At 64.1% G+C, this 21,256-nt stretch carries 16 protein-coding genes and 2 pseudogenes; 8 read left to right on the forward strand and 10 right to left on the reverse strand.

All coding sequences use genetic code 11. The features are described from left to right. Positions 1 to 5: 5 nt before the first annotated feature. Positions 6 to 962, reverse strand: a pseudogene (locus AC1POX_RS11235) (site-specific integrase); the annotation flags it as partial. Positions 963 to 1,154: 192 nt separating this feature from the next. Between AC1POX_RS11235 and AC1POX_RS11240 the strand changes: the two are divergent. Beyond that, positions 1,155 to 2,210 (forward strand): DNA-binding protein, encoded by a 1,056-nt coding sequence (locus AC1POX_RS11240; protein WP_372357165.1) that lies wholly within the window; start codon positions 1,155 to 1,157, stop codon positions 2,208 to 2,210. Positions 2,211 to 2,341: 131 nt separating this feature from the next. Next, on the forward strand, positions 2,342 to 3,190 hold the full coding sequence (gene xopAF, locus AC1POX_RS11245; protein WP_015472934.1) for a XopAF/AvrXv3 family type III secretion system effector: 849 nt from the start codon (positions 2,342 to 2,344) through the stop codon (positions 3,188 to 3,190). Positions 3,191 to 3,309: 119 nt separating this feature from the next. On the opposite strand, the gene AC1POX_RS11250 is transcribed toward xopAF, so the two are convergent. The 7 genes and pseudogenes from AC1POX_RS11250 to AC1POX_RS11280 all read right to left on the reverse strand — a co-directional run bounded on the left by AC1POX_RS11250 (position 3,310) and on the right by AC1POX_RS11280 (position 12,401). Next, positions 3,310 to 3,510: a transposase gene (locus AC1POX_RS11250; RefSeq protein WP_005934416.1), complete on the reverse strand. Its 201-nt coding sequence runs from the start codon at positions 3,508 to 3,510 to the stop codon at positions 3,310 to 3,312. A 188-nt stretch (positions 3,511 to 3,698) separates the two neighbouring features. Further along, entirely contained in the window at positions 3,699 to 3,971 is a 273-nt protein-coding gene (gene tnpB / locus AC1POX_RS11255) for an IS66 family insertion sequence element accessory protein TnpB (RefSeq protein ID WP_005918020.1), read from the reverse strand. Then, complete coding sequence (tnpA, locus tag AC1POX_RS11260; protein ID WP_005923977.1) at positions 3,965 to 4,267, reverse strand: IS66 family insertion sequence element accessory protein TnpA; 303 nt, start codon at positions 4,265 to 4,267, stop codon at positions 3,965 to 3,967. Before tnpA ends, tnpB begins: the two co-directional genes overlap by 7 nt. Before the next feature lie 153 nt (positions 4,268 to 4,420). Further along, positions 4,421 to 4,981 (reverse strand): annotated as a pseudogene (locus AC1POX_RS11265) (TolC family protein); the annotation flags it as partial. Continuing rightward, complete coding sequence (locus tag AC1POX_RS11270) at positions 4,978 to 8,070, reverse strand: efflux RND transporter permease subunit (protein ID WP_057681694.1); 3,093 nt, start codon at positions 8,068 to 8,070, stop codon at positions 4,978 to 4,980. The pseudogene AC1POX_RS11265 and the gene AC1POX_RS11270, both read right to left, overlap by 4 nt. After that, entirely contained in the window at positions 8,063 to 9,178 is a 1,116-nt protein-coding gene (locus AC1POX_RS11275) for an efflux RND transporter periplasmic adaptor subunit (RefSeq protein ID WP_109291511.1), read from the reverse strand. Before AC1POX_RS11275 ends, AC1POX_RS11270 begins: the two co-directional genes overlap by 8 nt. A 487-nt stretch (positions 9,179 to 9,665) precedes the next feature. Beyond that, the gene (locus tag AC1POX_RS11280; protein ID WP_372353863.1) at positions 9,666 to 12,401 is read right to left on the reverse strand and encodes a S8 family serine peptidase; all 2,736 of its coding nucleotides are present in this window, start codon (positions 12,399 to 12,401) and stop codon (positions 9,666 to 9,668) included. Between the two features lie 1,101 nt (positions 12,402 to 13,502). Here AC1POX_RS11280 and AC1POX_RS11285 point away from each other — a divergent pair. The 3 genes from AC1POX_RS11285 (at position 13,503) to AC1POX_RS11295 (ending at position 15,716) form a co-directional block, all read left to right on the forward strand. Then, entirely contained in the window at positions 13,503 to 13,778 is a 276-nt protein-coding gene (locus AC1POX_RS11285) for a hypothetical protein (protein ID WP_008571932.1), read from the forward strand. Positions 13,779 to 13,974: 196 nt separating this feature from the next. Continuing rightward, entirely contained in the window at positions 13,975 to 15,015 is a 1,041-nt protein-coding gene (locus AC1POX_RS11290; protein WP_372356165.1) for a sensor histidine kinase, read from the forward strand. Then, the gene (locus AC1POX_RS11295) at positions 15,012 to 15,716 is read left to right on the forward strand and encodes a LytR/AlgR family response regulator transcription factor (protein ID WP_122272810.1); all 705 of its coding nucleotides are present in this window, start codon (positions 15,012 to 15,014) and stop codon (positions 15,714 to 15,716) included. Before AC1POX_RS11290 ends, AC1POX_RS11295 begins: the two co-directional genes overlap by 4 nt. Positions 15,717 to 15,861: 145 nt before the next feature. Here AC1POX_RS11295 and AC1POX_RS11300 read toward each other — a convergent pair whose 3' ends face one another. Further along, positions 15,862 to 17,235, reverse strand: a complete 1,374-nt coding sequence (locus AC1POX_RS11300) for a serine hydrolase domain-containing protein (protein WP_372356166.1) — start codon at positions 17,233 to 17,235, stop codon at positions 15,862 to 15,864. 395 nt (positions 17,236 to 17,630) lie between these two features. On the opposite strand from AC1POX_RS11300, the gene AC1POX_RS11305 reads away from it, so the two are divergent. From AC1POX_RS11305 to AC1POX_RS11315, 3 genes are all read left to right on the forward strand, one after another. After that, entirely contained in the window at positions 17,631 to 18,047 is a 417-nt protein-coding gene (locus tag AC1POX_RS11305) for a hypothetical protein (protein ID WP_011347345.1), read from the forward strand. Then, positions 18,044 to 19,357, forward strand: coding sequence for a PQQ-dependent sugar dehydrogenase (locus AC1POX_RS11310; RefSeq protein ID WP_372356167.1), 1,314 nt, complete (start codon positions 18,044 to 18,046; stop codon positions 19,355 to 19,357). The genes AC1POX_RS11305 and AC1POX_RS11310 overlap by 4 nt, the downstream gene beginning before the upstream one ends. Positions 19,358 to 19,599: 242 nt before the next feature. After that, positions 19,600 to 20,634 (forward strand): Gfo/Idh/MocA family protein, encoded by a 1,035-nt coding sequence (locus tag AC1POX_RS11315; protein ID WP_372356168.1) that lies wholly within the window; start codon positions 19,600 to 19,602, stop codon positions 20,632 to 20,634. Positions 20,635 to 20,951: 317 nt separating this feature from the next. Here the strand turns inward: AC1POX_RS11315 and AC1POX_RS11320 are convergent, their stop codons facing one another. Next, on the reverse strand, positions 20,952 to 21,230 hold the full coding sequence (locus AC1POX_RS11320; protein WP_029819423.1) for a hypothetical protein: 279 nt from the start codon (positions 21,228 to 21,230) through the stop codon (positions 20,952 to 20,954). Between the last annotated feature and the right edge of the window lie 26 nt (positions 21,231 to 21,256).

Here is a 21,256-nt window from a genome sequence, read left to right on the forward strand (position 1 = left end):
GTTGCAGGCCTTGGCAGCGCGGGCGCTTCCGGCAGACTGGCTTCGATGCGCCGGCGTGCGAAAGGATCGCCCCCATCAATGTAACGCATCGCCGAGTGCACATCGCGCCAGCCGACGTATTCCATCAGGGCCTTCACGTCCCAGCCGTTGGCGTTGGCCCAGCCGGCGAAGCCGCGCCGCAACGAATGCCCACTGTAGGTATTCGGTGACGCCAAGCCGGCCTCACCGAAGATGCGCCGGAGCAGCGGCACCAGACTATTGGGGTGCAAGGCGGTGTCGGCGAGACCACCCCACTGGTCGATTGCACGGAACACCGGGCCGTCGGTCAACGCGGCCACCGCGATCCAGCGCGACGTCGCAGCCACCGGGCACCAGCGCGACAGCGCCGGGACCTTGTAGGTGGTGCCGGCGTGCTGGCGATCGCTCTTGCTGTGCGGCAGGAAGCAGGTCATGCCTTCGCCCGGCACCAGGCGCAGGTGGTTCACCTGGAGACGGGTGAGTTCATCGCCGCGGAAGCCGCGCCAGAAGCCGAGCAGCAGCAAGGCGCGATCGCGCAGATGCCGCAGCTCTGCGGCGCGATCGCCGCGAGAGTGGGCCGCAGCCGCAGCGTCTTCCAGCCACGTCGTGACCTGGCCCAGCTGGGTAAGTTGCAGGGGCGTGGCGCGTTTTTCGAGGCTCGGGTGCAGGGTCTGGATGCCCTTGAGCACTTGGCGCACCACCGGCGCCCGCGTGGGGTCGGCAAAACCGTGCGCCTGGTGCCACTGCGCCAGTGCTGCGAGTCGGTGCCTGAGCGTGTTGAGCGCCAGTCGCCCGGCATAGGCGGCAAGGTAGCGCGCCACGTTGTCGGCGGTGGCCGGCAGGTGGCCGCCCCACTCGACCTCGAAATGGCGTGTTGCCGCAGCGTAAGCGCGTTCGGTGTTGGGTCGGGTGGCGGCTTCCAGGTACTGCCCAACGCTGATCATCGGCCCCTCCGAGTCGCCTGATGGGCCGGGGTGTACCGGCCCGCGTTCGAGCATAGTTGAAAAATCGGGATTACGCGGGATAATTCCAGATTATCCCGCGTGAGCTCAGCGCCTATCGACGGTCCGTTTAATGCGTTGAGGAGTATGTAATTACATGGTATGTAATACGTTACGAAATACGTGGAGTGCCGGATGGCACGGTCTGGGTTGTACAAAAGCGATGTGCAACGCGCCCGCGATCGCCTGCGCGCCACGGGCACGCATCCGTCCGTGGACGCGGTGCGGGTGGCGCTGGGCAACACGGGGTCCAAGACCACCATCCACCGTTATCTGAGGGAGTTGGAAGAGGAGGAAGGGCAAGGCGTTGGCGCGAAGATGGCCGTGAGCGACGCACTTCAAGACCTCATCGCCCGCCTCGCCGAGCGGTTGCACAGCGAGGCCGACACGGTCGTTGCGCAGGCCCAGGCGCGCTTCCAGGCGCAGCTGCAGGAACGCACCCAAGCGCTGGAGCAGGCCCGGCGGGAGGCCGGCTCACTCAGGACGCAGCTGCAACGCTGCGAGAGCGCCCTGCAGGCCGAACGCGAGGCGGGCGACGCCGCCAGGAGCGAAGTGGCCCGCCGCACCACCGAACTGGCCCAGCTGGAGGAGCGGATCGCGGGCCTCACGGCGCGATTGGCCGAGCACGACGCCCATGCGAAATCGTTGGAACACAAGCACGAACACGCCAGGGAAGCCCTGGAGCACTACCGCACCTCGGTCAAGGACCAGCGCGAGCAGGAACAGCGCCGGCACGCGCACCAGGTGCAAGAGCTGCAGGTCGCCCTACGACAGGCCAACGAGGCGCTGACCGCCAAGAACCACGACCTGATGCAGCTCAACCGGGAAAACGGCCAGTGGCTGGAACGCCAGACCCGGCTGGAGCGGGAACTGGCGCAGGCACGCCAGTGGGCCGACGCCCAGCAACGCGAGCGCGACGCGCTGCGCCTGGCGGCCGCCGAGCACCAAGCCCTGCAGGTGCGCTGGACCGACGATGTCCACGCGCTGGAAGGCGTGCGCACCGAACTGTCGGCGGCGCGGACCGAACTGGTCGAAGAGCGCCAGCGCCGGGAACACGCCGAGGCGGACACCTTGCGGGCCACGGTACGACTGAGCACGCTGGAACAACTCCTGGCGCAGCTGCGGCCAGCGCACTCCGTCGGCGAATCCGAAAAGGCCATCTCAGCCGGTGCAATGCCGGCAGGCAGATGATCAGCCGTTTCGGGGGAAGGCACCGGTCATCCCGTATGCCTTCGTCGTCCCAGCCAGGACTTCGGTGAGGTGAAGCGAAGCGAAGCGCTCCCCCGCCAAACTTGCTTCTACAGTCACTGCAGGAGATCGACATGGGTCTATGCAATTCAAAGCCGAGCGTGGCAGGGTCACCTGCGCGTTATACAACCCACGCCACAGAGGCGGATCTAGGATCACCCTCATCTTCCTCTCATCAACCAGCAGCTTCAAATGCAGGAGCATTCGATGGTCTAAGCGGGCGCCCGCCAAGATTATCTCATCATCGACGGGCGAGGCGAGGCGGAGAATATACGCTAAGACAAGTTCCTATAGCTGACTATCAAGCAGAAAGAGGACACCCCGGTAATTCAATAAAAGATCGTAGCGGATCTTTGTTCCCGCGGGTTCGCGTGGACGGTGTTGATGCGGGATCCCCGTATAGCTTTGAGATAGATAGTTCAACTACAGTCAAAGTAGCAGGATTCAACGGCCTGACACCTAACCATGAAGGAACACGGCACCTTTACAGCACTGGAACCAGTCAAGTGAACATGCCTGTAGTCACCGACAATATGACTGCCTGTATTGCGGTCGCATGCGCTGCGGAGAAAATAGATTATTACACAGGCGAACGCATGCCGGGCGCGCAAGTTCGAGTATTCCATCTCCTACCTTTTAATCACGAAGACTTGCTGCCGGAAAACGTTATAGCGTCCATCCGCGATTATATATATGACGTCAGGGCCAATGGCCTGACAATGCGCGTCGCAATGTATGGAGGAGATCGAGACGGTGATTTCTCAGTGAGCACGGCAGAGGCGCTGGAGCGTCTATTCGAGAGTGAAGGAATCCCCGTGGAATTCAATGAAACATGCGCGAATCGCAATTCAGATGCTTTGCTTGGTGCCGTCATTCTAAATGACAATTCAACCCAGTTCATAAAGCATTTGGTTGCTGCCTGACATAAATTCACTGACTAGATATCTTTTGCGAAAATAATTTGATGGATTTTTCAGAGACGACTACTTGGCGATGGCCACTTGGGCCAGCACGCTGGCATCGGCCTGGCCGCGCTCGATGATCATGGCCGCCAGCTGCGCTCCACTGCGGCGATGTCGGCGGCCAGGGTCTGCTCGAACAGCTGGCGCGGGTCCGGATCCATGCGTTTGGTGCGCGCTGCGAACTGCAGGCGCTTGAGACGGGCGATCTCGGCGGTCAGCGCCGCGTTCTGGGTCTCGCGCACCTGGATGGCGCGGGTCCAGGGCCTAGATGCGGGCGTCACGGGGCGTCTAGCTGCGCAGATTGGTGGGCGATGGTCTGCAGCGCCTGGTCGCGCTCGTCGAACGAGGCGTCGCGTTCATCGCACCATGCGCAGCCAGTGCCGCATCGCGCTGGGACTGCATCGCCAGCAGCGGCGCACGCAGCGCCGACGGGTCGTCGATGGCAGCGGCAGCGCGTCGATCCATGCCGTCAGCATGCCACTGTTACAGCGCCTTGGCACCTGCCATCGGCGGGATAGACAGCCGCTGCCAGTCCACGCCCGCGCACAGTCAGGCAAACTGCCCCCGGGCGGTCGCAGCACAGCAGCTTGATCCGCGTGGCAGCGCGATTGGCGAACACGTAGGCCTCGCCCTCTGCCGGGGTCCGATGCATCGCCGTTTGCGCCGCCAGCAGCAGCCGGTCGATGCCGCAGCGCAGGTCCGTGGGCGCGGTGACCAGCCACCAGCGCTGCAGGCTCAGCATGCGCCCAGCGCACGCAGTAGCCCGACCAGCCACGCCGGATCGACCTGCACCAGCGACAGCCGCATCCCGCCGGCCAGGTGCAACTGCACGGTGGCAGCCGAATCCGGCGCGGCAACCGGCTGCACGCGCAGCGGCAACTCCCCGGCGGGCGCCACGGGGCCTTTGGCCAGCCTGCGCCGCCAATACCCGAAACTGGCCAGCGACAGCCCCTGCTCACGACACCACGCCACCTGGCTCAGCCCATTGACGCGCCACGCTTGCACATGCTCCGCCCACTGTTCGCGCTTGCTGTGCATCCAAAATCTCCGTTTGGAAAGAGCGGCTATGCAAGCGGTAGCCATGAGACTGAACTGGCGTGGCGGTGTAGTTCTGTTGCCCCAAAATATCCGCTAACTCACTGATGCAATGGATGAAATCCAATCTTGTGAGCTATTTTTACACGTATGTCGGCTGAACCCCAGGTACGCCGCATCGCGCTGATCGCGCTGGGCCTGTGCTTGCGCACCGGCCGCTTCCACTTGCCGCCGCGTACCGCCAAAGACGTCCAGCGTGTAGCTGACGCTGAGTTGGGCGGTGCGTAGCGCATACGGTGTGTCGATGCCGGCATCTGGCGCCGGCACCACCGAATCGCGTTGCCGGCTGGCATCCACATGCAGATCCGCTTGCGGTAGCCAGGCACCGCGTTGTGCAGCCAGCGTCTGCTGCGCCTGCCGGAGCGCTGCGTCGGCGGCCTGCAGGTCCGGATTGGCACGTAAGGCCCGCTCCACCACAGCATTGAGTTGCGGCGAGCCGAAGGCGCGCCACCAGGCGGCCGGCACGTCCTGCCCGGGCTCGAACTGCTGCGCACCACCATGTGCTGCGTCGGCGGCCACGGTCGTTGCCGGTAACGCATTGGCGGTATAGCGATCGGCAGCAGGTGGAGCGGGGCGCTGAAAGTCCGGTCCCACGGCGCAGGCGGCGAGCGATACCGCCACGGCACTGGCGAGCAATGCGTTGCGAACGTCGGTCATGCGGTCGTCTCCGGGCGGCCCTGGCGCGTTGCGACGAAGGCTTCCATCAGGTAGTACAGCGATGGCAACAACACCAAGGTGAGCACCGTGGCGGTGACCAAGCCGCCAACCACCACGGTGGCCAACGGGCGCTGCACATCGCTGCCCAGGCCAGTGGCGAGCATTGCCGGTGCCAGGCCAAGCGCTGCCACCGTCGCGGTCATCAGCACCGGACGCATGCGGCTCACCGCACCGGCCACCACCGCCTCGCGCAAGGACATGCCCACGTCCTGGCGCAGCCGGTTGATCTGCGCGAGCATCAGCACCGCGTTCAGGACCGCGACCCCGAACAGGGCGATGAAACCTACCGCGCTGGAGACATTGAGGGTCATCCCGCGCAGGTGCAATGCAGCCAACCCGCCGATCATGGCCAGCGGCACGGCGGCAAGCACCAATGTCGGCTGGCGCAGGTTGCCGAACGCGCCAAACAGCAACACGAACATGATGCACAAGGTGGTTGGCAGCACCACCAGCAAGCGCGCCTGGGCACGCTGCAGGTTCTCGAACTGGCCACCCCACACCAGCTGCATGTGCTGCGGGTCGAGGTGCACTTGCCGCGCGAGCGTGGCCTGCGCATCGCTCAGGAAACTGGACAGGTCGCGGCCGCGCACGTTGAGCCGCACGATGATGTTGCGCCGGCCCATCTCGCGCACGATCACGCTCTGGCCACTGGTGGTGGTGATGCTGGCCACCGCCGAGAGCGGTATCTCGGCGCCGGCAGCGGTGCGCAGGCGCAACGCGCCGATGGCCTGCGGATCGTTGCGATACCGTTGCGGAAAGCGCACGGTGAGGTCGTAGCTCTTCTCGCCGATGTACATCTGCCCGATCGGGTTGCCGCCGATGCCGGTGGAAATCAGATCCGACACATCGGCCGCATTGATGCCATAGCGTGCTGCCGCCGCGCGGTCGAAACGTACCTGCAGGTTGGGCAGGGGCGGCTCTACATCCACGGCGATGTCCGCAGCGCCCGGCACCTTGTGCAAGGTTGCAGCCACCTGGTCGGCAACGCCGCGAACCTGCTGCAGATCGTCGCCGAACACCTTCACGGTCAGATCGCTGTGCGCGCCGGAGAGCTTGTCCTGCACGCCGTCGATCATCGGCTGCATCATGCTCACCGTGTAACCGGGCATCCGTGCATAACGTGCGCCGAGCGCAGCGATCAATGCCTGCTTGTCCATGCCGGCCGGCCAGTCTTTGTAGGGACGCAGGCCAACGCTCGCTTCGATATGCGAAGGCGTCCAGTAGTCGGTGCCATCGTCGTTGCGCCCGGTCTGGGTCACCACGTACGAAACCTCGGGAAATTCCAGCGTGGCCTTGCGCAAGGCATTGGCCATGGTGGCGGCCTTGTCCAGAGTGATGCCTGGCGGCATCTGCACCTGCAGCCACAGCGATCCTTCGTCGATATACGGCAGGAAGTCGCGGCCGATGCTGCCCCCCAACACCGCCAGCACGCACAGGGCCAGCGCCGCGCAAGCTAGCAGCCAGCCGCGTCGGCCCACGCTGCGTTCCAGCAATGCGCGGTAGCGCTGCCCCAGTGTTTCCAGCACGCGGTTGTGCATCATCTTGCGCGGCTTGCGAAACGCCAGCCACGCCAGGCCAGGAACCAATGTCAGCGCCACCAGCAGCGCACCGATCAAGGCCGCGCCCACCGCGTAGGCCATCGGCGAAAACAGCTTGTATTCGATGCGTTCGAACGCCAGCAGCGGCAGGTACGCACAGCCGATCACGGCCATGCCGAAAAAGATCGGCCGCGCCACCTGCAGGGTGGCGTCGATCGCATCGCGCGCCGTCAATGCACGCTGGCTGTTTTCTTCGCGCAGGCGCAAGACGTTTTCCACCAGCACCACCGCGCCATCGACCAGGATGCCGAAGTCGATCGCGCCCAACGACAGCAGATTGGCCGGAATCTTGAGGTGGTGCATGAAGATGAAGGCGATCAGCAACGACAGCGGGATGGTCAGCGACACGATCGCCGCCGCACGCGGGCTACCCAGGAAGATCAACAGCACCACGCACACCAGCAGCATGCCTTCGGTCAGCGTGGCGCTCACCGTATGCAGCGTGGCGTCGATCAACGCGGTACGATCCAGGTACGGCACCACCTTGACGTCCCTGGGCAGCACGCCGTTGTTGAGCTCCTCCACGGCACTGTGGATGCCTTGCAAGGCCACCGACGGGTTGCTGTCCTTGAGCAGCAACGCGATGCCTTCGATCGTGTCCGGGTTGCCGTCCTTGCCCAGAATGCCGCGTCGCTCGACATTGTCGTAGCGCACCTGGCCCAGGTCCTTGACCAGGACCGGTACGCCATTGCTGCTGCTCACCACCACATTGCCGATGTCCTGCAACGAATGCAGCAGGCCGATGCCGCGGATCACGTAACTTTGTTCGCCACGATCCATCACGCTGCCGCCGCCATCGGCGTTGTTGCTGGTGATGGCGCTCTTGACCTGCTGCAACGACACCCCGTACCGGGTCAGGCGGTCCGGCTCCAGCGCCAGCGAAAACTGCGTGGTAAGGCCGCCGAAATTGGTCACATCGGCCACGCCTGGCACTTTCTGCAGGCGTGGAATCACCGTCCAGAATTGCAGGTCCGACAGCTCGCGCAGGCTGCGTGTTTTCGATTCCAGCGTATAGCGATAAATCTCGCCGGTGGGCGAGGTGTATGGGTCGAGCCCGGGAATTGCGCCATAGGGCAGGGTGACCGCCTGGATGCGTTCCAGCACACGCTGGCGCGCGAAGTAGCCTTCCGTCCCATCGTCGAAGACCAGCGTGATCAGGGAAAGGGCGAACAGGCTGCGCGAGCGCAACACATGCAGGCCGGGCGTGCCCATCAACGCACGTTCCAGCGGCACGGTGATCTGCTGTTCCACTTCTTCTGCACCCAGGCCCGGGATCTGCGTGACCACCTGCGAGGTGACATCGGCGATGTCCGGGTAAGCCTCCACCGGCAGCTGCGTCCAGCTCCATGTGCCGTATAACGCAATGAGTACGAAGACCAGCCAGACGATGCCGCGACGCTGGAAGCAGGTGGTGATGATCGCCTCAATCATTGAGCAAGGCTCCGTCCTTGATCACCACACGCTCGCCGGCCTTCAAGCCGGACAGGATTTCGGTATAGCCCTCCATTGCGCGGCCGGTGGCCACGATGCGCGAGCGATAAGCGAACGGCGCGGTTTCGACAAACACCCGCGTGTACAGTCCCATCTGCAAGAGCGCGCTATCGGGCACCACCAATGCCTGCTGCGGGCGCGACTGGAAGTGGGCGCGCGCAAACATGCCCGGCTTGAGCAGGCCGTCGCGGTTATTCAAGGCCACCCTGACTTTCAACGTGCGGGTGGCGGGGTCGAGCAAATCGTCCAGGTGTTGCACGTGGCCGACGAAGCGTTGGCCAGGATAGGCATCCAGGCTGGCAGTGACCGGCTGACCTTCGAAGACCTGGCCAATCTCGCGTTCCGGCACGCTGGCGGTGAGCCACACCTGCGAGATATCGGCCACCGTCATCAGTGACGCCGACGTGTCGTTCCAGAAGCCGCCCAGCGCAGCGCTCAGCTCCGCCACGCGGCCGGCAATGGGCGCACGCACGACATAGCGCCGGTGCGAGCTCGCCTGCGCAGCCACACCCAGCTGGGCCAGGCGATCGCTGGCCGCCCGTGCATCGTTCTGCGCGCTGTCGAAGGCCTGCTGCGCCGCCTGCAGATCGCGTGCAGCGGAAATGCTGTCCGCTGCCAGCGCCTTCTGCCGGGCAAGTTCCAGGCGCGCCTGTTCCAGCGTGGCGCGCGTCTTGCCGGCATCGCTGTAGGCACTGGCGAGTTCGGCAGAATCCAGCACGCAAAGCACATCGCCCGCATGCACGGTGTCGCCCAGGGTCTTGGGCAGTGCGACCACGCGCCCGGCCAACGGCGGCACGACGCGCACCAGGCGCTCGGGCAGCACGTCGATCACCGCCGGCATCTGCAGCAGCGGGGCGATGGGTTGGCTGCGCACGGCCTGCACGCGCAGGCTGGCACGCAGGGGCGAGTGCGCCGGCACCATCACCTGCGTGTTGGTGTGGATCAGCAGCGGCGAGGGAGCAGCCGGCGGCGGCGTGGCTCCGCAGCCGGCCAGCAAGCTGCACACACAGGCAGCTGCCAGCGTAGAACGCAGGAAGGGGGACGACATGCGATGACTCGTACGGGGAGAGGGAAGGCGTTGCACCCGCAGCCTGCGATGCGCGAACGCAGGCCGCGGTTGCATCGGCGATGGATCTACGCGCGCTGCCGGCAGCGGCGTACATCGGCATCGCCTGGCACCCATGGCGCATCGCCACAGGTGTGAGTTGTGCGCCAGCCATCCGGGCCGGCGCAGTTGCAACGCGTGCTGCAGCCGCGTCGATGGCGTGCATGGTGCCAGCCGTCAGCGCGCGAAACCAGGGGTTTTCGGGCGTTTTCGCCAGTCCATGGACATCGCATCGATATACTTTCGTATCGTCTGCGCGGGGCCGGCACGCAAGACGCCGTGTCAGCCAAGCGCTTGGCGGTTTCGCCATTGGCACGCGGCCGTCAACGAAAAGGCCCCGGACATGCCGGGGCCTTCTTTTATCTGTCACGCAGCAGTGTGCGTGACATCGTCACGTGCATCGCCTGCAGCACCGCTGCATCGGCTGCAATCAGAACTGCCAGCGCAGACCGATGTTGGCGTTGATGCTGTTGGTGTCCGAACGAGCGCGCTCGGCACCCACGTTGCCGTAGATGGAGAACGCATCGTTGAGCTGGTAACGCAGGCCAACCGAGGCGCGCAGCGACTGCTTGGACACCGGCTCGCCGGCGACAGTGAAACGCGCTTCCGGCAGGCCGGTGAACCACGCAGAGAAGTCGGCATTCGGGTTGCCCAGCAGCGAGCGATACGCCACCAGACCATCGAAGCCCCAGTTGCCGCGCGCCAGATGGCCACGCACACCCACCTCGCCGTACCCTGCGCGCAGGGTGTCGCTGTTCGCGCTCAGGCCCAGGCCCGTCACCGAGGCTTCGCTGAAGGCATCCTGGGTCTGGCTCACCACACCGGCGGCCACGAACGGCGACAACCCGGCATGCGGCATCAGGCCGATTTCCGCGCGCGCCGACCAGTTGGTGTCGTGGCGACGGTCCTGCAAGCGCTCGCCGATGCTGCCGGCCTGCACGTTGCGTTCGGTCTGGACGTTGCTCATGCCGTACGAACCGATCGCCGACAGATACGCCTGGCCGATCGGCTGGTACAGGTACGCGGTCATCGCATACCGGTCCGAGCGCAGACGGCTCGAAGACGCGGCGATGTGCGCACGGTCCTGACCGGAGGTCACGGCCGCACCGACGATGGTGCCGCCGCTGCCCATCGGCAGATCCACGCCGAAGGTGGTGGCCTGCTGGGTGTAATCGGCCGAAGCGAAACCGCTACGGCCCAGATTGCCGTCCAGGTAGCTGCCCTGCATCCAGGTGGTCAACGTGGTGGTGTCGGCCAGGTAGGGCAGGCGGTCGGCGGCCACACGTGCGTCGTTGAGCGCGGACTGGAAGCCCAGCGTGCGCTCGATGCCGTGTACCTGGCCGGTCAGGGTCGGCAGCGACGCGGCAACCTGCGCATCGGATGCTGCAATCAGCGAACCGGTGGCGCTGATCAGGCCACCCAGGTTGTCGGTGTCGCCCGAGGCGACCCGGGTATCGAGCACCTTGACCAGCGCGTCGGCCTGGTTGGCACCGTTGACCACCGACTGCGGTGCACCGGCCGCCTGTGCGCTGGCCGCGGAGGCATTGCGGGTCAGGGTTGCGGTGACGGTGGTCGGGTCGTAGGACAGTGCCGCGGTCCAGAAGAAATTGTTGGCGTACTGCACGCGGTCGAACGTGCCTTGCAGGACGCCGGCCTTGACGATCTTCTCGGTGCTGCCGACGGTGTAACCGGCCGCTTCCGGTAGCAACAGCAGATTGCCCTTCAAGCTGGCCCGGCCGGTGACGGTGAGGCCCCTGCCCAACTCGAGCGCGGTGGTGCCGGTGTTGTTGACCAGGCTGTAGTTGCCGTTGATCACACCGCCGCGCGATTCGAACGTGGCCGAGTTCAACACGATCACATCCGAACGCAGGCTGCCGGACAGTGTGAGCACGCCGTCGCTAATGCTGGTGCCGCCGGTATAGCTGTTATTGCCGCTCAGGGTGAGCTTGCCGGCCCCGTTCTTGGTCAGGCTGCCCGCGCCGGAGATGTCGTTGCTGAAGGTGCTGTCGTAGCCAGCGGTCACATTGGCCGCCCAGTTGCTTGCGAACTGGCCCGGGCCCTTGATCGCCTTGGCCGCATTGACCAGGCCCCAGCCGTACAGCGCGTCCACGCCCGGGTCGCCCAGGTCGGTGGCGGTGGTCAGCAGGGTTTGCTGCAGGTTGGAAGCGCTCATCCACGGATACACGCCCAGCACCTGCGCGGCGACACCGCTGACGGCGGCGGTGGAGAACGAGGTGCCGGCAATCTGGCCCTGCAATTCGGTGCCGGCCAGGGCCGGGGCGGTGTAGCTGCCCGGCGCGACCAGGCACCACTGCGCGGCGGCGCCGCAGTGATTGGAATAGCTGGTCAAGCCAGCGGCATTGCCGGCGCTATCGATGTTGATCGCACCGACGGCCAGCCAGTTGTTGCGCACACTGGCTTCCTGCACCGGCGTTGCCGCCGGGTAGGAAGCTTCTGCCGCGCCTTCATTGCCGGTGGATGCCACGATCAGCGCATCGGCCTGCACCAACGGGGTCAGTGCGTATTTCCAGGCCAGCGCAGCGTTGGCACTGGAGGCGGCATCGGGGTAGGAGGCACCGATGGAGAGATTGGCGATCCGCACGCCAGCCGCGGCCAGGTCCACCGCCGCACGACGGGTCTGCTGCGTGCCGCAGGAATTTTCGGCGCAGATGCGCGCATAGAACAGGTCTGCATCCGGCGCGACACCACCGGCGAAGCCGTCCTGCGCGGAGCCCAGCACCAGCGCAGACACAATCGTTCCGTGGCCGCGCAAGGCATTGGCCGACGACTCGGGCGTGCCCGGGCTGGCGGTGTAATCGTTGAAGCTGTCGACCTTGCCGCTGATCGGTGCGTAGCTGGGCACCAGGTTGTCGTCCAGCACGGCCAGCTTCACGCCCTGGCCCCGCGCGCCCGCCTGCTGCGCCAGATCCGCGTTGGTCGGCACCAGCAGATTGCTGCCCACGCCCTGATAGCGTGGCGGGGCCGGCGTCGGCGCGGGCGTGGTCTTGGGCAGCGGGTCCGCTGCCGGCGGCGGGGTCGTCGGGGTCGGCGCGATCACCGTGGTTTGCGGTGCGTCGCTACGCACGTTGCCTCCACCACCACCGCCGCCACAGGCGGTCAGGACGAGGCAGGAGGCGATGGTGGTTGCCAGTAGCGAGCGATTCATTGGTTGGTCGGTTCCAGTTATTGAGTGCGCCGCTACTGCTGGTGATTCAATTTGGCGCAGAAGGACCCCGCGCCGGCGATCGCCAGCGAAGGCATTAATTTCACGCGTTATTCATTTCTCGACCGCTGCGCTTTTTCCCCACGAGTGCGCCCGCGGAGCATCTGAAAAATACGTTTGGTATCACTCAGTGCTTGCGAGATTGTTTAACGGCGCTATCTGAGATCTCTGAAATCTGAATGGACAGTTGCTATTCAGAGAGAAATCGCCCAAATAGGATCTGCCGATTTAATCCATAGCCAGAACGAATTAGAGGCGCATTAGCAGGTGAGCCTGCAGATTATTGTCGGAGCGTACTCAACAATAATACGTCACAAATCTCGCGGGGCGACAATCCTAAATGCGACTGCGGTCTTCGTGAATCAGGGAATCGCATCCGCCTTGTCGGTGAAATCACTACGCTGGGTAGCGAATTCAAGCGCGAGTTAGCGGATCTAACGGGCTCTAGCACAGGACGTTCGTGGCCGGACTGATACGGGCAAAATTATACTAATTTGCTCATTTCCTCTTGCCGATTAATTGAATATATTCCCGGGAATATAATAAATAAGGTCAGGCGCGAACCTCCATTGTGCGTAATCCTGCACTTCAGATGGGTCAAATTCACTAGTTCGGCACCTTGCTTAAAGATCGGGCAGCAATTTCGAATAAATCTCGCAGCCAGGTCGTTGATCTTTCAGACGGGGGCGCAGCTGAATGGCGCGTGTTTTTTTCCTGTGTGTGGATTTAAATTCCGACACGCGCAGCTGCATTCCCCGACGGCAGGCCGGGTCAAACGCCAGCGATGACGCTTACCGTCATGGGCGGGAAGCGCATCGCCTGCCGCTGCGCGGCTGCGTCCGGTGTCGCCGTTCGGCGCACGCTGGCGGCCAGGTTCTGCCACGCCCCATCGCGGTTCCACATCACACAAGGCAGATCGCCGCGCAACGCCACCTGTGCCGGCGACAGGTTTGGCGATGCTCGCTGCAGCGCAGACTGCGATCGCGTAAACGGTTCAAGGTGTGCTGCTGCCGCGCTGACCGATCGTCGCTATGCTCGCTGGGGATGAGCACCACATCGCCCGAGGATCTGCTGACGATGGAAGGCACGCTGCATGGCATTGCCTATGCCGTGGTGGCCCGTCAGCTAGAGCGCCAGCGCGTGGTACTGGACACCTTGCAGGTAGGCGGGCAGTCGGTTCCGTTGACGGGCTCTCCCACCTTCGGTTCGCTGCAGGCTGCAGTGGACATCGGCAGCAAACTGGCCCGGCAATACATCGGCGAACTGCTGAAGAAGCAAACGCGCCCGCGCTCGACCCCGCCCGGCAACGCACAGGGCTAGCGCGCAGACGCCAGCACACGGCCACTGCGTTGTCGCCCGGTGCGATCAGCGATGCAGCGAGAAAGCATCGGCGGTCATCCACATCGTGCAATCGCCTTCACTCGGCCCTATTCTCTGCCCGGGCATCGGTGGCAACGCGTCGCTGGCATGCCGGACGGAGATGAGGCTGCGTGACAGAGGCAAGGAAATACCCGGCATGCGCGGAGTAGGGCGCATGTTCTGGCTGATGCAGGCATTGGGCTGGTCGCTGTTCCTGGCGATTGCCTACGTGGCTCGGCCTAGCGAGGAAGCGGTTCCCGATGGGCTGCAGTTGGCCGCAGTGGCTAGCTTTAGCGTGGGCGGGTTGCTGGGCAGCCTGCTGCTGCGCCGGCTCTATCGAACACTGCAAGCCGATGGCTACGGCGAAGTGCGTTGGCTGGGCCTGTTGCTGGTTGCCAGCCTGCTGGCGGCGCTGGGCGTGGATGTGGCGGTCCACGGCACACTGCTGGGCTTGCGCGGACTCTCGCCGGGGTTGATGGCGCTGTCCGAGGCGCAGCCGATGATCGCGGGCACGGCCCTGCTATGGCCGGCCTACATTGCCTGGAGCCTGCTCTACCTGTCGATCAGCAGACAGACGCGGCTAGCCGAAGCGACTCGCCACCAGAACGATCTGCGGCTGGCGCTCAAGGAGGCGCAGTTGCAACGTCTGCTCGGCCATATCAGCCCGCATTTCACCTTCAACACGCTCAACAATATTCGAGCGCTCATCCTCATCGATCCAGAGCTGGCACGCGAACAGATCACCCGCTTCGCCAGCACGCTGCGCTACCAGTTCACCGGCGGCGAAGAAGCCCTGGTGACCGTGGACGAAGAAATGGCGGTCGTGCGCGACTATCTGGGCTTGGTCGGCATGCAACTCGGCAAGCGCCTGCGCTATGCCGAACACGTGGATGCAGCCGCATTGCTGCGACGGGTAACACGATTCTGCGTGCAGCTGCTGGTGGAAAACGCGATCAAGCACGGTCTGGGGCTCAGCAGCAGCGTCGGCGATCTGCAGGTAGGCATTGCCGTGCAGGATGATGCGCTGCATATCCATGTGCGTAACAGCGGGCAATTGCAAGCCGGCGGCAGCGGCGGCACGGGCCTGGCGAACCTGCGGCAACGCCTGCAACTCTCGTTCGGATCACATGCCGGCCTGCAATTACATGAAGAAGGCACGTGTGTGGTGGCACATGTATGGATTGGAGAGGGCGCGTGATTGAAGCGGTGATCGTGGAAGATTCGGAGCTGGCCCGCTTCGAACTGGAGCATCAGCTCAAGGGTTACCCGCAGCTGCGTGTGCTGGGCCATGCCGATGATGTGGACAGTGCAGTGCAGTTGATCGAATCGGCTACGCCGGACGTGGTCTTTCTGGATATCGACCTTCCCGGTGGCAACGCGTTCGATGTGCTGGAGCGCCTGAGTCGGGTACCGCGCATCATCTTCACCACCGCCTTCGACGCGCATGCGCTCAAGGCGTTCGGCTACAACACGGTGGACTACCTGCTCAAGCCAATCGAACCGCAGCGGCTTGCCCAGGCGATCGAGAAACTAGGCGACGCGGTTGCCGCCCCACCGGTGCGGCGTGCGATGGACAGCGCCATCTTCATCAAGGACGGCGAGCACTGCTTCCTGGTCAAGCCGCGCGATGTGCGGTTGATCGAGGCGGTCGGCAACTACAGCCGGGTGTACTTCCAGAACCACGCGCCACTGCTGTATCGGCCGCTCAGGGCGATTGAAACGCAGCTGGCGCCGGACAAATTCTTCCGCGCCAGCCGCAAGTACATCGTCAATCTGGACTTCGTGGAGCAGGTTGCACCGTGGAGCAACGGCGGCCTGATGCTGACCCTGCGCGGTGGGCTGGAAGTGGAAGTGTCCCGCCGCCAGAGCGCACGCTTCAGAGAGCTGCTCAGCCTTTAGCTTTCGGCGGTTTCTGGGTGGCTGGCAGACGTGAGGGCAATTTGCCAGATCAGTGCCGATGGCGCACGCGAGCCACGGGGCATGGGTGTGGCATATGCCGACTCTGTGCACCGATTCCGCCGGAGGGCAGCCGCGCAGCCGCTTGTCAGTTGCCCCCGATCGGTTCGCGGGTGCCGCTGCTGTCACCCATCAAGCGGTCGTGCATGGTCATGACTGCGTTGCCATTGCCGTCGTTGTTGAAGCTCAACGCATCCAGGCTCTCGCCCAGGTAGTAACGGCCGTCGGCATGCGGCAGCACGGCAACCGGGTCTTCTCCCTCGCGCTGCAGTTGCAGCGCGCCGTCCACTTCCGCAAGCACGCGTACATCATCTGCAGCAAAGCGATAACGGCCCAGCCATGCGCGGTCCTGGCTGCGCAGCGCGACCGTCGCCGCATAGGCATGCCCGGCGGCGATGGCGGCCAGACGCACGCTCAGGTTGGTCGGATCCAGGAACTCGGCATTGGTCAACACGGTCACGAAGACGTCCGGCTGCGTCACCCGCACCACATAGCTGTTGAAGCCGTTGATGAAGCCGCCATGCTCCACGTCGGCCATGCCGTTTACCTGGCCGATGATCCAGCCGAAGCCGTAGGGCGAGGCGCTGCCATCGGCCAACGTGGTCGTGCGCATCGCCTGCGCCAGCAGCGATGCCGACACCGGCAAGCCATCGCGCAATGCGCGGTGCCAGATCGCCAGATCGTCCACCGTGCTGATCAGACCGCCCGCGCCTTGCGGCTGCGACATGCTGATGAAGTCGGCGTTCTGCAACTGGCCCTGCGCGCGGCGATAGCCATGCGCGCGTTTGGCGATCACGGTGAGATGGTCATCGTAGCGGGTATGCAGCATGCCCAGCGGCTGGAACAGCGACTGCTGCATATAGACCGGGTAGGGCTGAGCAGTGATACGTTCGATCAGATAGGTCAGCACGATGTAGTTGGAGTTGCTGTAGCGAAAGCGCGTGCCCGCAGCAAACTCCAGCGGCAGGTCCTTGAAATAGTTCATCAGGCTCCGCGCATCGGTGTCTTCCCGTCGCGCGGCGCGCGAGGCAGCGATGCTGCTGACATTCTTGATGCCGGAGGTATGCGTGAGCAGTTGCTGCACAGTGACCTTGGCGAGCGGGCCGCTCAGCGCCGGGTCCACTGACTCCAGGCAGGTATCCAGTTGCAGCTTGCCCGCCTGCACCAGTTGCAGTACCGCCATGGCGGTGAACTGCTTGCTGACCGAAGCCAGCCGCATTGCCGCGTCCGGTTGCATGGCCACGCCATTTTCGATGTCCGCCATGCCGTAGGCCCGGCGCAGCAGCACCTGATCGCCACGCGTCACCAGCACCACGCCGCCCGGCTGGCTTTCCTTGAAGAACGCAGCGGCCTCGCGCGCCAATTCGGCCGGGGCTGACGCCGGCGGTGTGGTTCCCGTCGCGCGGGCCGTGCCGGCCATGCTCAGCGCGGTAGCCAGCAGCATCATCGCAATTGTCTTCATACACCTGCTCCTTCAGTGGATGGAGCGCAGCTTGGAAGCGGAGCCGTGCAGCGCCCAGCGATGCATGACGTGCGGTCGAGACAGGCATCGAACGGTCGACGGAGCGGATGAGCGGGAGCCGTAAGTGACGGTCTGCGCTGCACATGGCCCGGCATCGCGTGGGGTCAGGGCGTGGGCGCTATGGACATGCGGCGGCACCTCCCAGGCAGCCCGGCAGCAGGCTGCCCAGGCATCGAACGCGACAATAGATGCAGCCTGCGTGCGTTCGAAAGGCACTAGGCAGCGCCAGCTTCGGTTATCTGCACGGGCACGAATTGCGCCAATATCACGCTGCTCATCACATGCAAGCTGTCAGCATCGGGGGCACGTTTCGCCATTGCCCCAATGAGTCCGCTATGAATTCAACGACCGTTCCGGCCCGTCCATGGGCCGTCCACCCGTTCCACGCAGCCGTGCTCGGCGGTGTGTGGCCGCTGTTTCTCGGCGCCTTGCTCAGCGATTACGCCTACTGGAGCAGCTACCAGATCCAGTGGAGCAACTTCGCATCCTGGCTGCTGGTAGGCGCGATGGTGTTGACCACGATTGCGCTGGTGTGCGCCATCGTCGCGCTGGTGCGCGGAAGCCGTAACCTGATCTACATCATTGCGCTCATTGCTACGTGGATCGTGGGCTTTTTCGATGCCTTGCATCATGCCCGCGACGCATGGGCCGTCATGCCGGCAGCCCTGGCGCTGTCCGCGATTGCGACGTTGTTCGCATTGGTTGCGACCTGGGCAGGATTGTCCGGTCTGCGCGTAGGAGGTGCACGATGAAGCGTCAGACCACCAGTCTCATCACCGTCTCCATTCTTGCTGCAGCGCTGGCCGCATGCGGCAAGGCGCCGGAGGTCAGTCAGCGCGGCGCAACCCTGGAACTGCCGGAGCCGGATCGCGGCTTGCTGCCCGACATGAAGATTGCCGAGCCAACCGCCTGGAACGAGCGCAAGCCCACCGTGCCGGCAGGCTATCGCATCACCGCGATCGCCAAGGATCTTGGCATTCCGCGCCAGACACTGGTGCTGCCCAATGGCGACATCCTGGTGGCAGAAGGCCGTGGTGGCAGCGCGCCAAACCTCAAGCCAAAGGATGTCATTGCCGGCGCGATCAAGGCCAAGGGCACCTCCAAGGCCAAGAGCGGCAATCGCCTGACCTTGTTGCGCGATGCTGATGGCGATGGCACCTACGAACTGAAAACGGTGTTTGCCGACAAACTCAACGCGCCCTACGGGCTGGCGCTGATTGGCGAGGCGCTGTACGTAGCGAACCAGGATGCGTTGGTACGCTTCGAGTATCGGCAGGGCCAGACCCAGGCGAGCGGGGCGCCCACCAAGGTGACCGACCTGCCGTCGGCCATCAATCATCATTGGACCAAGGCGCTCACAGCCAGCGCGGATGGCCGCTATCTGTATGTGGCCATCGGCTCCAACAGCAACATCACCGAACGTGGCATGGCCGTCGAGCTCGACCGCGCGCAGATCTGGCAGGTGGATGCCGCAACCGGCGCGCACAAGCCGTACGCGACCGGTATCCGCAATCCCACGGCGCTGGCCATCCAGCCGGGTAGCGGTGCGTTGTGGGCAGTGGTCAACGAGCGCGATGAAATCGGCCCCAACCTGGTGCCGGACTACCTCACCTCGGTACGCGAAGGCGGTTTCTACGGTTGGCCCTACAGCTATTGGGGCAAGAACGTAGACGCGCGCGTCATGCCGCAAGATCCGCAGAAGGTGGCATCGGCGATCGTGCCGGACTATGCCCTGGGTTCGCATGTCGCCGCACTTGGCGTTGCGTTTTCTTCCAGCGCAATGGGCGCCAAGTTCGCCGATGGCGTCTTCGTCGGCGAGCACGGTAGCTGGAACCGAAATCCGCCGGTTGGCTACAAGGTCGTGTTCGTGCCGTTCCGCGACGGTCGCCCGGCAGGCGACCCAATCGACTTCGTGTCCGGCTTCCATGGCGAAGATGGCAAGACCCGCGGCCGGCCGGTGGGTGTCACGGTCGACCCGCGTGGTGCATTGATCGTTGCCGATGATCTGGCCAACATCGTCTGGCGCGTCACACCAGACGCCGCGGCCGCTGCGCCCCAGTAGGCAGGACCAGCCGCGCAGTGACGATCCCGGTGTTGCAGCTCCGGTATCGTCGCTGCAGTCGGCGATGCTGATTGCTGCTTCCAATGGGGCGCGATGTCGATTGCGTGCACTGTCATGCCATGAAGACTTCGCGCTCACTCAGGTGTCGATGCCCTGCAAGTGACGCATCCTGGGGAGCATCGTCGTTGACATCGTCGGCGCTTTGCTAGCATCACCACACCCCCGATGCAGAGCACATCCTCATGCTGCCGACCACATTCCCGACGCCGGACCTGTTCTTGCCAGGCCAGGGCGAACCGGCATTGCGCTGGGGCGTGCTGGGTCCCGGCAAGATCGCATCCGCATTCGTCGATGCCTTGCGTCGCAATACCCGCCAATGTCCATTCGCAGTGGCCTCGCGCAGCCGCGAACGTGCCCAGACGTTCGCCGATACCTGGGCGCTGGAACACGCCTGTGACAGCTATGAGGCGCTCGTCCATCACCTGGACGTTGACATCGTCTACATTGCGACCCCGCACAGCGAACATCTGGAACATGGCCTGCTCGCACTTCGTGCGGGCAAGCATGTCCTGATCGAAAAGCCCATGACCACCTGCGCGCAGGACGCCCGCATCCTGGTGCAGGAAGCGCGTGCGCGCGGACTGTTCCTGATGGAGGCCATGTGGAGCCGTTATCTTCCACACACCTCGGTAGTGCGCAAGCTACTGGCAGATGGAGCGTTGGGCGATGTCCGCCACGTGTTCGCAGACCTGAGTCAAGCGGGGCCTCGCGATCCGTTGCATCGGCAACGCAATGCTTCACTCGGGGGAGGGGCGTTGCTCGACCTGGGCGTCTATACCGTGCAGTTCTCCTCGATGGTGTTGGGCGCGCCCAGCGCAATCACGGCCGTGGGCGCGCTCACCCAGACCGGCGTCGATGCCTATTCGACCGTGGTGCTGTCGCATGGCGGGCACGCGCAATCCACCCTGGTCAGTTCCATCGTGGCCCGTAGCAGCTCCACCGCCTATGTCACCGGTAGCGCCGGCCGCATCGATCTGGCAGGCGATTTCCATAACCCGACCACGCTGCGTCTGGTCGGCAACGGCGACGCCATCGAACCGTTGCTCTGGACCGACCCCACCGGTGTTGACGGCTATCGCGCACTCTCCTGGCAAGCCACTGCAGCTGCTCGCTACATCGGCCAGGGATTGATGGAATCGCCGCTGCATCCGCTCGACGAAGTCATTCAGATCATGACGACTTTGGACGTGGCGCGCTCGCAGCTAGGGATGGTGTAGGACCGCGCCACCCGGTACGACGCGCGGGCAGGGCGGACATCCATCCAGGAAGAATCTGCTCTTGGAGGACTGCAGGCAGAGGATCGCAGCACGTACCTCTGGTCAATGGCCGCGCATTCTCTGCACGCATGCATTGGCCATTTCAGCCAAGAACATTGTAGAACGGCCTGTGATTGTCCTGGTGGCGACGAGAAAGCGTCTGGCGCATGTCACGCATTTCAAGATCATGAAAAAGGCGCCCCCACTACAGCAGGGGCGCCAGTCCAGTTGCACGTTGCAGTGAGTCAATATTGCGGTGCAAGCAATCGAAACCGAACTTACTGCGGCAGATCGCACTTGAGTTTGCCGTCGACGTAATACGGCTTGGGAACATCCGGATTCTTGCTGGTCTTCTCGAACACCACTTCAAATGAGCCAAGATCCGGCGTGCCGTTGCGCGATGTGCAGGCTTCCTGCAATTTCTTCTTCACCGCCGCGATGCCTGCATCGCGATTGGCGCCTTCGGCGCTGTTGGTCAGGTTGGCAACTTCGGCGTAGGCCATCGAGCTTAGCCCCATCAGGCAACCAGCCAGGATCATCGTCTGTAGCTGCTTCATACAATCTCCTTTGTCGTGTCGCTCAT

Source organism: Xanthomonas sp. NCPPB 3442, from assembly GCF_056725145.1.

Coding starts and splice junctions, on each gene's coding strand:
- AC1POX_RS11305 (WP_011347345.1), top strand. CDS start 17,631: ATGAATTCAACGACCGTTCCGGCCCGTCCATGGGCCGTCCACCCGTTC.
- AC1POX_RS11285 (WP_008571932.1), top strand. CDS start 13,503: ATGAGCACCACATCGCCCGAGGATCTGCTGACGATGGAAGGCACGCTG.
- AC1POX_RS11300 (WP_372356166.1), bottom strand. CDS start 17,235: ATGAAGACAATTGCGATGATGCTGCTGGCTACCGCGCTGAGCATGGCC.
- AC1POX_RS11310 (WP_372356167.1), top strand. CDS start 18,044: ATGAAGCGTCAGACCACCAGTCTCATCACCGTCTCCATTCTTGCTGCA.
- AC1POX_RS11280 (WP_372353863.1), bottom strand. CDS start 12,401: ATGAATCGCTCGCTACTGGCAACCACCATCGCCTCCTGCCTCGTCCTG.
- AC1POX_RS11290 (WP_372356165.1), top strand. CDS start 13,975: ATGCGCGGAGTAGGGCGCATGTTCTGGCTGATGCAGGCATTGGGCTGG.
- tnpB (WP_005918020.1), bottom strand. CDS start 3,971: ATGCTGAGCCTGCAGCGCTGGTGGCTGGTCACCGCGCCCACGGACCTG.
- AC1POX_RS11315 (WP_372356168.1), top strand. CDS start 19,600: ATGCTGCCGACCACATTCCCGACGCCGGACCTGTTCTTGCCAGGCCAG.
- AC1POX_RS11320 (WP_029819423.1), bottom strand. CDS start 21,230: ATGAAGCAGCTACAGACGATGATCCTGGCTGGTTGCCTGATGGGGCTA.
- tnpA (WP_005923977.1), bottom strand. CDS start 4,267: ATGCACAGCAAGCGCGAACAGTGGGCGGAGCATGTGCAAGCGTGGCGC.
- AC1POX_RS11240 (WP_372357165.1), top strand. CDS start 1,155: ATGGCACGGTCTGGGTTGTACAAAAGCGATGTGCAACGCGCCCGCGAT.
- AC1POX_RS11275 (WP_109291511.1), bottom strand. CDS start 9,178: ATGTCGTCCCCCTTCCTGCGTTCTACGCTGGCAGCTGCCTGTGTGTGC.
- AC1POX_RS11270 (WP_057681694.1), bottom strand. CDS start 8,070: ATGATTGAGGCGATCATCACCACCTGCTTCCAGCGTCGCGGCATCGTC.
- xopAF (WP_015472934.1), top strand. CDS start 2,342: ATGGGTCTATGCAATTCAAAGCCGAGCGTGGCAGGGTCACCTGCGCGT.